At 54.9% G+C, this 12,906-nt stretch carries 8 protein-coding genes and 1 pseudogene; 4 read left to right on the top strand and 5 right to left on the bottom strand.

Annotation, left to right across the window (positions count from 1 at the left end):
• Nucleotides 1-13: 13 nt before the first annotated feature.
• From ACL2XM_RS12995 to ACL2XM_RS12985, 3 genes are all read right to left on the bottom strand, one after another.
• Nucleotides 14-844, bottom strand: coding sequence for an ABC transporter substrate-binding protein (locus tag ACL2XM_RS12995; RefSeq protein WP_413728654.1), 831 nt, complete (start codon nt 842-844; stop codon nt 14-16).
• Between the two features lie 428 nt (nt 845-1,272).
• Complete coding sequence (gene opgB / locus ACL2XM_RS12990; RefSeq protein ID WP_413733107.1) at nt 1,273-3,150, bottom strand: phosphatidylglycerol--membrane-oligosaccharide glycerophosphotransferase; 1,878 nt, start codon at nt 3,148-3,150, stop codon at nt 1,273-1,275.
• A 377-nt stretch (nt 3,151-3,527) separates the two neighbouring features.
• Entirely contained in the window at nt 3,528-3,965 is a 438-nt protein-coding gene (locus ACL2XM_RS12985; protein ID WP_413722464.1) for a nuclear transport factor 2 family protein, read from the bottom strand.
• Nucleotides 3,966-4,492: 527 nt separating this feature from the next.
• Between ACL2XM_RS12985 and ACL2XM_RS12980 the strand changes: the two are divergent.
• Both ACL2XM_RS12980 and ACL2XM_RS12975 read left to right on the top strand, forming a co-directional pair.
• Nucleotides 4,493-4,738 (top strand): annotated as a pseudogene (locus ACL2XM_RS12980) (helix-turn-helix transcriptional regulator); the annotation flags it as partial.
• Between the two features lie 309 nt (nt 4,739-5,047).
• Nucleotides 5,048-7,192, top strand: a complete 2,145-nt coding sequence (locus ACL2XM_RS12975) for a TonB-dependent siderophore receptor (RefSeq protein ID WP_413730676.1) — start codon at nt 5,048-5,050, stop codon at nt 7,190-7,192.
• 115 nt (nt 7,193-7,307) lie between these two features.
• On the opposite strand, the gene ACL2XM_RS12970 is transcribed toward ACL2XM_RS12975, so the two are convergent.
• Nucleotides 7,308-8,642 (bottom strand): MFS transporter, encoded by a 1,335-nt coding sequence (locus tag ACL2XM_RS12970; RefSeq protein WP_410015689.1) that lies wholly within the window; start codon nt 8,640-8,642, stop codon nt 7,308-7,310.
• A 708-nt stretch (nt 8,643-9,350) separates the two neighbouring features.
• The gene (locus ACL2XM_RS12965) at nt 9,351-10,757 is read right to left on the bottom strand and encodes an NAD-dependent succinate-semialdehyde dehydrogenase (RefSeq protein ID WP_413733105.1); all 1,407 of its coding nucleotides are present in this window, start codon (nt 10,755-10,757) and stop codon (nt 9,351-9,353) included.
• Between the two features lie 277 nt (nt 10,758-11,034).
• Here ACL2XM_RS12965 and ACL2XM_RS12960 point away from each other — a divergent pair, with 277 nt between their 5' ends.
• Nucleotides 11,035-11,310: a metal/formaldehyde-sensitive transcriptional repressor gene (locus ACL2XM_RS12960; RefSeq protein ID WP_410015687.1), complete on the top strand. Its 276-nt coding sequence runs from the start codon at nt 11,035-11,037 to the stop codon at nt 11,308-11,310.
• A 55-nt stretch (nt 11,311-11,365) separates the two neighbouring features.
• Nucleotides 11,366-12,475, top strand: a complete 1,110-nt coding sequence (locus ACL2XM_RS12955) for an S-(hydroxymethyl)glutathione dehydrogenase/class III alcohol dehydrogenase (RefSeq protein WP_413733104.1) — start codon at nt 11,366-11,368, stop codon at nt 12,473-12,475.
• The last annotated feature ends 431 nt before the right edge of the window (nt 12,476-12,906 follow it).

The following is a 12,906-nucleotide window of genomic DNA, read 5'->3' as shown; positions in this document are numbered from 1 at the left end:
TGATTCAGCCTGATTATTTCGCTGTTATGGTAAACAGACGCGGTTGAGGCGATTTGGTCTGGGGTCCGAACCAATTATTATAGATGGAGGTAGCCTGGCCGTTTTTTTCCAGTTTCAGCAGCTCGTTATTAACGAAGGTCAGCAACGCGGTCTCGTCTTTTTTCACCCCGACGCCTATCTCTTCTTTACTCAGCAGCTCCGGCAGCACTTTATATTTGGCTTTATCCGGCGCGCCGTCGAGCAGGCCGGCGAGGATGGTGCTGTCCTGGGTGATGGCCTGCACGTTGCCGTTGCGCAGCGCCGTCAGCGCCAGCGGAATATCATCATAGGACAAGACGCGCGCATTCGGGAAACGATGATGCAATTCCTGCTCGCCGGTGGTGCCCTTTACCGCGCCGATACGCGCGTTGGCGTAACCGTCCAGTTTATCCGGCGAGTTTACCGGCACCAGGAACTGCTGCCCGGTGACAAAATAGGGAATGGAAAAATCAATGACCTTGGCCCGCTCCGGCGTGATGGTAATGTCGGCCACGATAATATCGGCTTTACCCGACTGCAGCAGAGGAATGCGGTTGGCCGGATTGGTGGGCACCAGCTCCAGCTTCACGCCCAGCGCGTCTGCCAGCGCCTTGGCAAAGTCCACGTCGTAGCCGACGATATTATGGGTTTTGGCATCGACGGAACCAAACGGCGGGTTGGAATCGAAGGTGGCGACACGAATAACGCCGGCCTGCTTGATATTGGCCAACTGGTCGGCATGGGCGGCAACGGAGACGATACTGCCTAACGCTAACACAGTCAGCAGCGATAACGCTGAAGGCCGGCTATTAATGAATAAGGCCATTTGCTTTTCCTTGATATAATTTTAATATAATTTAACCACTTCATGGGGTTATTCCATGGCGCTGGTTTTCTGCTGAGGAATATTACATAGGCAACGATAATTAACCACGTATAAAAAAGCATATGTTTATCACCACTAAGCATAAGAATAACTTATGACCTATCGGGCCAGTGGCCGGCGGGCATTTATGCCAGTGAACACGGGGCGCGGGCGCGGCGCCGCGGGCGATTCAAATAAGAATAATAATTATTACTCAAGACAATAAGAAATGAATTGAAGCCGGTGGCGCGGGATATTTTATAAAACCGCAGCATGAGGATGTTTAATAAATAACCATCGCTGCGGCATTTTATCGCCGGGACAGGGGCGGCAGGCTAAACCAACGGGCGCTATCACCGGCGCTGCAACCCCCGTCCGGTGCCCGGGGGTTAATTTGTCGCGGGAGCGGATAAGTTCAGTCTGCCGACGGTCTGCTCAAACTGCGCCTCATCGCCCTGCGGCAGTTTTTTGAACGACACCTTGCCGCGATACACGTCGGAGTCGATTTTAACGATGTTCGGCTGGGTGCTCAGGTTGCCGACGGCGACACAATAATTGGTTACCTGGCTCAGCGATGGATCCCAAATATCGGCCATTTTATTACAGTCATCAATCCATAAAAATTTATCCCGGGCATTCAATTTCGCCAATTGCTGTTTTAACGGCGCGGATAAATACACGTCGAACATCGGCTCAATATTATTTTTATCAATTTTTAAAATCAACGGTATTTTAAATTGAACGCCGGAAAAGCCGATGGTTTTGGCATTCACATCAATTTTATATTTTTTTATCTTGGTCGGGAAATCCCACTGCCGGATAACATCCGGTATCCATGCGGTTATCTTATCATCGAGATTTAAAAAATAGGTTGATAACGATGTGGAGGATAAACTGCTCCGGCCCAGGCCGATATAGTTATCGCCCCCCAGCACATCCAATACAGTCGCGCCGTTATCCAGCGTGCTGCGCTTGACATTACTGACCTGGGGCTGCTCCTTGTCGCCGCGCAGGATAAAGAACAGATCCTTTCTGTCGTGCTGATTCAAAATATCATAGGCGGTATTGTTCATGGCCAGGTGATCGGAAGACACCACGATCACCGTATTTTTGAAATAGCCCGATGCGCGGATTTTTTTGATAAGCCCCGCAATATGCTCCTGGCTGCAGGCCACGGCGCTTAGGGAGCTGTTTTCCATATTGTCATACGCATAGGAGCGATTGGTGCAGGATCGCGAAATATATCCGTCCGGATGATGGGTGTCGACGGTCAGCGCAAATAAGGCAAACCGCTGTTTTTGTTGCGACAGCGCAATAAATTTATCATAGACCAGATCCAGCAGGGTATCGTCATACCAGCCCCACTCGTTGCGGTAGCCGGGATCCTTGACCAGTCCCTTAAGCTCCTGGAAACCATAGATATGCTCAAAACCATGGGACTTCAGGAACAGGCCTTTACCGGCAAACGCCATATCGGCCCCCTGGTAAAAATAGGTATCGTAACCGGAAGCCTGCAGTATATCGCCCAGGCAAATATCATGGGGGTAAAAGGTCGATAACGAACTTGAGGCATTGCCGTCAAAGGGGGCGAATAACGGAATGCCGCACTGCGACGCCACCATTCCGGCAATGGTGTAGCCGGTGCCGGGCAATTGGGTGGTATTGCTGAAATCTATGGCATCGTTTTTCTGACTGTTAAGCTCGGTGGTTAAACCGGCAAAGGCGTCCTGATCGAAATAGGTTCTTTCCAGGCTTTCGGCATAGATATAAATAAGGTTGGGGCTGTCTTTCGCCAGTGTTTTGGACGGGGTCCTGTAATAGGTATTAAAGTCCGTATCGCCGCTTGCCAGCTGGGATTTAACCAGGCCGGCAATTTCACCGCTGGCCGGCGTGGCAACCACGGCGACCACGGCCAAAACGAGAGCCAGCAGGCCGTAAGCCGTGCGGCCGCCGCCGGCTTTTCTGAATAGCAACAGCCATGACATCAGGCTGAACACCAGCAGGGAAGCCAGGATGAAACCGGCAAAGGGCAGGATGTACTTGCCTAATCCGGCGCCGGTTAAACTGCTGGTCAGGGTATACAGCACCGAATCATTGATGCCGGCGCCGGTAAAGTAATTACTGGCGACCCTGACTAAATTAAGCAGAATATAAATACCTAAAACAAACAGCACTAATGAAAACAAATATTTATTTTTTTTGGCTTTCGTTGAATAAATAATAACCGCCGCTATAAATAATACTATCGACAGGGTTTCCGCTGACATTGTTCTCCCTCCATCGGGCAGTAAGGGAAATACCTCCGGCTATAGCAGCAGCGTTTCAAGGCGGTCTTCCGGTAAGGGATGGGTGATAGTTATCTGTATAGCAATTAATCCGCTACGGCGCGAGATTTCATTACCGTTTTGTGACAAGCCGCGCCGGCGGGTGGTGCGGGTAAAAAGAATTGAACGGCGAAATACAAGAAATTATTTTTTTAATCAATTGATTTAAAACAGTAAAACTTCACCGCTCGGCTAAAAAGCAGGAGATGAATTCTTTTTGCGTTGACAAAAAGTTACATTTTTTTTACAGCGGAAAGCCCGGTGGGCGCGGGGAAAACGACGCAGCGGCCCTCATATCCGAGAGCCGCGCTGGCAGGGGTTTATTTAGGCAATGAATAGGCCTGGCGCGCCAGGAGCTTCCAGGCGCCCGCCGCATTTTTCTGCCATACCTGCATGACGCCGATTTTCACTTCGCCCGGCTTGCCGCCGTCCGCGGTTTTCGCCTGCAGGATATGCCTGACGATGGCCACGTCGCCGTCGACCTGCACGGTTTGGTCTTTGAGATCCAGCGTCAGGAATTTGGATTGACCGGTGACGATGGCATCGACAAATTCGGCGTTGTTCTGGATTTTACCGCTGGAGTGGCCATAGCTCAGCGTCGGCGCGCCCACTTTCTCCAGATCGGCTTTCTTGGCGCTGACCATGGCCTGGCGCATGGTTTCCACCGCCTTGGTTACCGCCGTGGCATCGGCGCTTTGGGCGAAACAGCTGCTGCTCAACAGCAATGAAAGAAGGGCCGCGCCTGCAATTTTATACATGGTTATTCCTTACCAGTGACATCGTTAAAGAGGGGCAATGCTAACCAATTTCATGAGGTTACCGTTGTGACTGATCTCATGTATTTCAAAAAAAATAGTTTTTATTTATTTTTAATAAAACATCGTTTTGAAATTATCTCAAGCAATTGTCCGCGGAACATTGTGCGCGGGATGGCGGCAAGCGTTTCAATGTGATTAAGCTCACAATTTTTGGCATTAATAAATTATTACTACCACGGCAATCTGTGCCACCGGGTGTAAACCTCTGATTGACATTGCGTGACGGTCATAGCAATCAGAAAAGATCAAAAAACTCGGAAATTATTAAAAGCACGGGATTTTTGCGGGGCAGGGGAAATTTACTGAGTGGAATGATGGCGTTACACATAGCACAAAATCAGGCCGGTAATTACCGGCCCTAACCCTGATGTGTGTTCTATTCTTATAAAGTGTTTAGTTATTCTAAACAACTCTGATGTTAAGTGATGCTAAACAGATTATCAAGCTAACTTTACTCATATTTGAAGATGATTCCAAAACGCCTGAAAGAAGCCCGGCACAGGGCCCAGCTGACACAGGAAAAGCTGGCGGTCATGGCTGGCATCGATGAGTCCACCGCCCGTTCCAGAATTAGTCAGTATGAAAATGGGATATATCGTCCCAATTTTGAAACCTGCTGTGCGTTTGCCCGCATCCTGAACGTACCCGAATGCTATTTCTACACGCTGGACGATGAGTTTGCCGCCGCGCTGCTGGCGCTGTATGTCTCGCACGCGGCATCGGCCAATATGCGTCTGGCGTCGAATGAAGGAGAAGAAGAAAAAGAAGAAAAAGAAGAAAAAGACGCTGCCGACTGGCAAAAACGGGGTTAAGCCTACCGCCGCCAGGCCATCTTAGACTAACCCTTTCCATTGCCGTATCGAGGCGTAGCAACGTCTCGCAGCCGCCATCCCGCCCCGCGTAAGCCTTGCCGTTCCGGCCAATTCCTTAAATGTGTTAAATTATTTCTTGAATCAATAAATAAGAAAGATAATAATTATCATTTAGTTTCAATTTCATTCACCTGTCAATGGAAAGATATAATGAGAAGGGTCTTGCGCTTAACACGTTCCACTCTGCTGTGTTCACTCGCTTTCGCGGCGCCGTTATTCACCTATGCCGAGGATACCCTGGTGGTTACCGCGGCCCAGACGGCCGACAGCGCCGATGCGCCGACCCGGGGCTACACCGCCAACACCAGCCGCGGGGCGACCAAAACCGATCAGCCGCTGATTACCACCGGCCAGTCGGTGTCGGTGGTGACGCGCCGGCAAATGGACGATCAGGCCGCCCTGACGGTGAACAGCGCGTTGAATTATACGCCGGGGGTATTTACCAACTTCGCCGGCGGCGCGACCCGCTACGAGACCGTTTCCCTGCGCGGATTCCACGGCGGCGATACCAATAATACCTTCCTGGACGGCCTGCGGTTGATGAGCGACGGCGGCAGCTATAACAACCTGCAAATCGATCCCTGGTTCCTGGAGCGCGTCGATGTGATTCGCGGTCCGTCGTCGGCGCTTTACGGCCAGACCATTCCCGGCGGCCTGGTGATGATGACGTCCAGACGCCCCCGTTTTGCCAGCGAAGGGCATATCAAGCTGATGGCCGGCAATAACGCCACCACCGGCGCGGCGTTCGACTATACCGGCGCCGTCAGCGATCAATGGGCGTTCCGCCTGACGGGCATCACGCGCCATAGCGATACCCAGTACGATCACCAGCGCGAGGAACGCTATGCCATCGCGCCGTCGCTGTTATGGCAGCCGGACGGCAACACGTCGCTGCTGTTAAAAGCCTATCTGCAAAAAGATCCGTCGGGCGGTTATCACAGCGCGGTGCCGGCGGACGGCAGCCTGTACGCCAGCAGCGGCGCCAAGCTGGACCGCGGGTTTTTTGACGGCGAAAGCAGCCTGAATACCTTTAAGCGCCGCCAGCAAATCTACGGCTATGAATTCGACCATAGCATCGACGACGTCTGGTCAATCCGCTCCAACGGCAGTTATACCCATGCCAACGTCGACCAGCAGCAGGTTTACCAGATTGGCTGGAACAGCGATCGTACATTGCTTAACCGCTATTATTCCGGCGAATCGTCCTCGCTTGCCGCTTACGCCATGGATAACCAGCTGGTGGCCGATTTCAGCACCGGCGACCTACAGCATAAAGTGGTGCTGGGCGGTGAATACCATGAATATACCAACGACCTGTGGGACGACAGCGCCTACGCCACCCCGCTCAATGCGCTCACCGGCGTCAGCGGCGGCCCGGGGCTGTTCACCGACTACGGCCTGACCGTGCCGGGCGTCACGCGCGTCGATGCCAAACGCCGCTACTCACAAAGCGGGGTCTATCTGCAAGATGAGATGACGCTGGATAAATGGCACCTGGATCTGTCCGGGCGCTACGATCGCATCGTGGCCAAAAATACCACGTTCAATACCGACACCACCTACCGGCGCCAGGACGATCATATCAGCGGCCGCGGGTCGCTGCTGTATGCCTTTGACAGCGGCATTTCGCCTTATGTCAGCTTTAGCCAGGCCGTCACGCCGCAGGCCTTGTCCGGCGCCGACGGCAACCTGTTGAAACCGACCACCAGCGAGCAGTACGAAGCCGGGATAAAATACCAGCCCCCCGGTACTTCGTCGCTGTATACCCTGGCGATTTACGACCTGACGCAAAAAGATGTGGCCAACCGTATCGTGCAGGGCAGCTATTATGTCCCGGCGGGCAAGGTACATTCCCAGGGGATTGAACTGGAGGCCCGCACGCAGCTCACCGAGCGTCTGGCCGGCATAGCCGGCTATACCTATAACCGGGTACGCTTCAGGGACGCCGTGGACGGCAACGACGGCAACACGCCTTATGTCACGCCGGATCAGATGGCGTCGCTCTGGGCGCAGTACCAGGCGGATTACGGCATCAACCTGGGCGGCGGGGTGCGTTATATCGGCCGGCAGTGGGCAGATAATGAAAACACGCGGCGCGTGCCGTCGGTGACCCTGCTGGATGTTTCGCTACGCGCCGATCTTGCCGCCTGGAACCCGCAGTGGAAGGGGGCCTATGTGCAGCTTAACGCCAATAACCTCACCGATCGGAAATACGTGGCGGCCTGTTATGGCACCGGCTATTGCTATTGGGGCGCGGAGCGCTCGCTGGTGGCCACCGTGGGCTACGATTTCTGATCAACAGGCAAAAGGCACGGGCCGGGGAAAGGATGTCCAGGCGCGTCAAGGGGGAGGGGAGAGGGAAAATAGGCAGATGAGGGGGGGCGGGTTTCCCGCCCGCCCCTATACAGGATTACGCCGGAACGTTTTTCAGCACCAGCCGCTGGATTTTACCCACCACCAGCAAATAGCACAGCATCGACATAATGGCCGAGCAGCCGACAAAAATCAGCGCGCTGTTAAACGAGTGCAGATTCTTGACCAGAAAACCAATCAGCAACGGGGTGACGATGGAGGCGACATTGCCGAACACGTTGAAGATGGCGCCGCACAGGCCGATCACCTCTTTCGGCGCGGTATCCGCAATCACCGGCCAGCCCAGCGCGCCGAAGCCTTTACCGAAGAATGCCAGCGCCATCAGCGCCACCACCAGCACCGTATTATCGGTGTAGTTGCAAAGGATCATGCTGGATGCGAGCAGCATGCCGAACACGATCGGCGCCTTGCGGGCAAAGGTAAGCGAACAGCCGCGCTTAAGCAGGAAATCCGACACCACGCCGCCCGAAATACCGCCGACAAAACCGCATAACGCCGGAATGGAGGCGATGATGCCTACCTTAAGGATGCTCATCCCTTTTTCCTGCACCAGATAGATGGGGAACCAGGTCAGGAAGAACCAGGTAATGGTGTTGAGGAAATACTGGCCGAAAAAGATGCCCAGCATCATACGGCTGGTGAGCAGTTGCTTAACGTAGTTCCATTTCGGTCCGTTATCCTTCGCCTTTTTGCTGTCCATATTGACCACGCCGCCGCCCTGCTCGATATAATCCAGCTCGGCGCGCGACGCGTAGGGGGATTCAAACGGGTTATGGACAAATTTTATCCACAGAAACGTCAGGATAAAACCGATGACGCCCATGACGGTAAAGACGTGTTTCCAGCTCCACGCATAGACCAGCCAGCCCAGGAAAGGCGAAAAAATCGCCAGGGAAAAATACTGCGCGGCGTTGAAAATCGACGACGCCGTGGCGCGCTCCTTGGCCGGGAACCACGCGGCGACAATACGGGCATTGGCCGGGAAAGCCGGGGCTTCGGCGAAGCCCAGCAGGAACTGCAGCATAAACAGCGAAAAGACCGCCATCGGCACCGACAGCACCCCGACGAATCCTTGCAGCAGTGTGAACAATGACCAGAAAAACAAACTGTAGCTATAGACTTTAATCGACCCGAACCGGTCAAGCAGCCAGCCGCCGGGGATTTGCATCAACAGATAGGCGATGCCGAACGATGAAAAAATCATGCCCAGGTTGACCACATCCAGCCCCAAATCGTGGGACACCGCTGTGCCGGCTATCGACAGGGTAACCCGGTCGGCATAGTTAACCGCCGTAATAATAAATATAAATAACAGCACCACATAACGTACGTGGGTCCTGCCTTTTTGGTCCAAAGTGGACTCGATTGCCATACGATGTCTCCGCGTTAACGCTGCGCGCCTAAGGCATTTATTCCCGGCGAATTGTCGCCGCCGCCATAGGCCTCATAATTAAAATACTGTCTGTCGGTAGGGGACTGGGTATACGTTGAATGGGTATCGGCGCGATACGTAAAAAAGAAGAGGTATCAATCGCCATCCGTAATTTGAGCAGGCAGTATAAAAATGGCGCCAGGGTAAGTCATTATGCAAATGACCAATATTAGAGCCGGGATCAGGACTATTTTTGTGGGAACATGGAGTCTGTGCGGTGGATCATAAATATGGGTTTTAGATAATTTTTAATTTTAATATTGCGATGGTGATCACAATTTATAGGTATTTCGCCGCATAATAAATTAAAAAATTATGGAGAGAGATGTTTTTGCCCAACTGCGGCATCCCATTTTTCGGCCGGGTTAGTATTCCACGATTAGTTGATAAATTAAACTAAATTTGTAATGGCGTGGATATTCTCCGTGCGGCAAAGCACGGCATTATTCATATTCATAATAATGAAATGCCGTTTTAATTTAAAAACACCGGTAATTATCACGCTGATATCGGCAATAAGCGCAGGCGCGGTCAACGGTCGGCGCACGGTGAATCCGCGGGGGGAATGAACCGGGCAGCCTGTTTCCCCCGGCGCGTTAGCCGCAGGAAACAGGCGTGATTTACGGGCCATGCCGGCCCCGGGTAGGATCAATAAGGCGCGTCGGGCGTGGTGATGCGGATCAGCTTTTCATTGACGAATTCATGAATCCCCGCCGGGGATTGTTCGCGGCCATAGCCGGAGTTTTTGGTGCCGCCAAACGGCAGCTCCGGGGCAATACCTGTGGTATGGTTGATATAGACCATACCGGAATCGATTTGCCGCGCCACCGCCACGGCCCTGGCGGTATCGGTGCCGAAGACGGTGCCCCCCAGGCCGAAGATGGAGTCGTTGGCCAGCGCAATCGCCTGCGCCTCGTCCTTGACGGCATACACGCACAGCACCGGTCCGAAGATTTCCTCGGCGTAGGCCGCCATGCCGGGTTTGATGCCGGTGAGGATGGTCGGTTCCATATACGCGCCCGGCCGGTCCACGCGGTGGCCGCCGTAGATCAGTTTGGCGCCTTCCTTCACTGCGGTTGCCACCTGCTCAACGATCTCCCCGGCCGCTTTTTCACTGCTGAGCGGGGCGAGCTGCGTGGACGGATCCAGCGGGTCGCCGATCCTGATCTTTTCATAAATGGCCCGCGCCTTGGCGATAAATGCCTCGGCGACGTCTTCCAGCACGATAATACGCTTGGGCGACACACAGACCTGGCCGGCGTTCCATAAACGTCCCATGGCGGCGGTTTTTACCGCCAGATCAAGATCGGCATCCGCCAGCACCACAAAGGCGTCGCTGCCGCCCAGCTCCAGGGTCGATTTCTTGACATGTTTGCCGGCCTCGGCGGCAAAGCTTGATCCCGCCGCCTCGCTGCCGGTCAGGGACACGCCCTTGATGCGCTTATCGCCTATTAATTGCGATACCTTGGCGCCGGGCACGAACAGGTTAGTGTAAACGCCCACGGGCGCGCCGGCATCGATAAAGATACGCTCCATCATGGCCGCGCACTGCGGTACGTTGGAGGCGTGTTTCAACACCATGGTATTCCCGGCCATGATATTCGGCGCCGCCGAACGGGTGATCTGGTAGAACGGGAAATTCCATGGCTGCACGCTCAGCAGCACGCCGAGGGGGTCATAGCTGAGAAATGCGCTGCCAATTCCGGTTTCCAGGGGCTTGTCGGCCAGGAACCGTTCGCCGTGATCGGCATAATAATCAAATATATCAGCGCACAGCTGCACTTCGCCCACGCCTTCGGCGTGCAGCTTGCCCATTTCAATGGTACACAGCTTGCCCAGCTCATCCTGGCGATCGTGCAGGATGGCGGCCACGTTATGCAGCAGTTTGGCCCGTTCGGCGAACGGGGTTTTTTTCCATTGCTGGAAGGCGGCGTCGGCGGCGGCCAGGATCTGTTCGATCTGCTGGTCGGACATAACGTCGAATTGTTTTTCGATTTTATTGGTGGCGGGATTAACCGTTTTGATCGACGACGGTGCGGCTGTCTGTACGCTCATGATAATGCTGTCCTTATGAAACGACTGGTAATATGAAGGATCTAACGCGACATCCTGTGCATGCAGTATAGTCCCCCGCGGAATTATTCCTCAATGTATTACCCTATCGAAGCCATCGGCCGATTGACGCCCGCACGCGTGTTTTCATCTCCGATCGTTGTCCGGATCGGGCGGGGGCAACGAGCGCTTATGTTGCGCGCCGCGCGCGAATGGCTTGATCTTTTTTTCTTTATCTATACTATACCCCCCTATACTATATTTTCATACGGGTCGGGAAATGCCTCGTTCAGCTGAAGATAAAAAACGCGTCCTGCTGCGGGTCCGGCGCATCAAAGGGCAGGTGGAGGCGCTGGAGCGCGGCCTGGAAACGGGCGTCGACTGCGGCGCGCTGCTGCAGCAGATCGCCGCCATCCGCGGCGCTTCCCACGGCCTGATGTCTGAAATTATGGAAATTCATATCCGCGACGAACTGGGCGAGGAAGACCTGACGCCGGCGCAGAAGGCGGCCCGGCTTAACGATGTCGCCAGCCTGGTGCGTTCCTATTTGAAGTAATGACGCCGTCGACGGTAAGATGTTGACCGGTGCTGTTTATGATTGGAGAACCTTTATGAAATCTCGTGCAGCCGTTGCCTTCGGGCCGGGCCAGCCTCTCAAAATCGTTGAGATTGACGTTGCGCCGCCGCAAAAGGGCGAGGTGCTGGTGAGGATTACCCACACCGGCGTCTGCCACACCGACGCTTTCACCCTGTCGGGAGACGACCCCGAAGGGCTGTTTCCCGCCGTGCTGGGCCATGAGGGCGGCGGCATTGTAATGGAAGTGGGCGAAGGCGTAACCAGCGTAAAGCCCGGCGATCATGTCATTCCCCTTTATACCGCCGAATGCGGCGTCTGCAAATTCTGCACCTCCGGCAAGACCAACCTGTGCCAGGCGGTACGCGTTACGCAGGGTAAGGGCCTGATGCCGGACGGCACCACCCGTTTTTCCTATAACGGTCAGCCCCTTTATCACTATATGGGCACCAGTACCTTCAGCGAATATACCGTGGTGGCCGAGATTTCCCTGGCGGTGATAAATCCCCAGGCGCAGCTGGAAAAGGTCTGCCTGCTCGGCTGCGGCGTCACCACCGGCATCGGCGCGGTGCATAACACCGCCAAGGTCAAGGCCGGCGACACCGTCGCCATTTTCGGCCTGGGCGGCATAGGCCTTGCAGCGATCCAGGGCGCGGTGCAGGCCAAGGCCGGGCGGATTATCGCCGTCGACACCAATCCGGGTAAATTTGATCTGGCCCGCTCGATGGGCGCCACCGATTGCATCAATCCCAAGGATCATGCGCGGCCGATCCAGGAGGTGATTGTCGAACTCACCGACGGCGGCGTGGATTTCAGTTTTGAATGCATCGGCAACGTCGATGTTATGCGCGCGGCGCTTGAGTGTTGTCACAAGGGCTGGGGCGAAAGCATCATTATCGGCGTAGCCGGCGCCGGCAAGGAGATCCGCACCCGTCCGTTCCAACTGGTTACCGGCCGGGTATGGCGCGGGTCCGCCTTCGGCGGCGTCAAGGGGCGCACGCAGTTGCCGGGCATGGTGGAGCAGGCCATGGCCGGTGAAATCAATCTCGATCCCTTTATCACCCATACCCTGCCGCTGGAGCGGATTAACGACGCGTTCGATTTAATGCATGAAGGTAAATCCATTCGCACCGTAATCCACTTCTGACGCCGTCCCACGCGCCGTCGCTGGATGTAACGCCGGCGGCTCGGGGGAGGCTTATAGCCCCCGCGGCGAGGGTTCGTTTGCCGTGCGTTAGCGGGAGGCAAGGCTTATGCCGCCTCGGCGAAGGTTCGTTTGCCGTGCGTTAGCGGGAGGCAAGGCTTATGCCGCCTCGGCGAGGGTCCGTTTGCCGTGCGTTAGCGGGAGGCAAGGCTTATGCCGCCTCGGCGAGGGTTCGTTTGCCGTGCGTTAGCGGGAGGCAAGGCTTATGCCGCCTCGGCGAGTGTTCGTTTGCCGTGCGTTAGCGGGAGGCAAGGCTTATGCCGCCTCGGCGAGGGTTCGTTTGCCGTGCGTTAGCGGGAGGCAAGGCTTATGCTGCCTCGGCGAAGGTTTCGCTTGCCGTGCGTTAGCGGGAGGCAAGGCTTATGCCGCCTCGG

Origin of the sequence: Sodalis sp. RH20, from assembly GCF_047324205.1 — a bacterium.
Lineage (GTDB): Bacteria > Pseudomonadota > Gammaproteobacteria > Enterobacterales > Enterobacteriaceae > Acerihabitans.
This window is presented reverse-complemented; position numbering and strand designations above follow the sequence as displayed.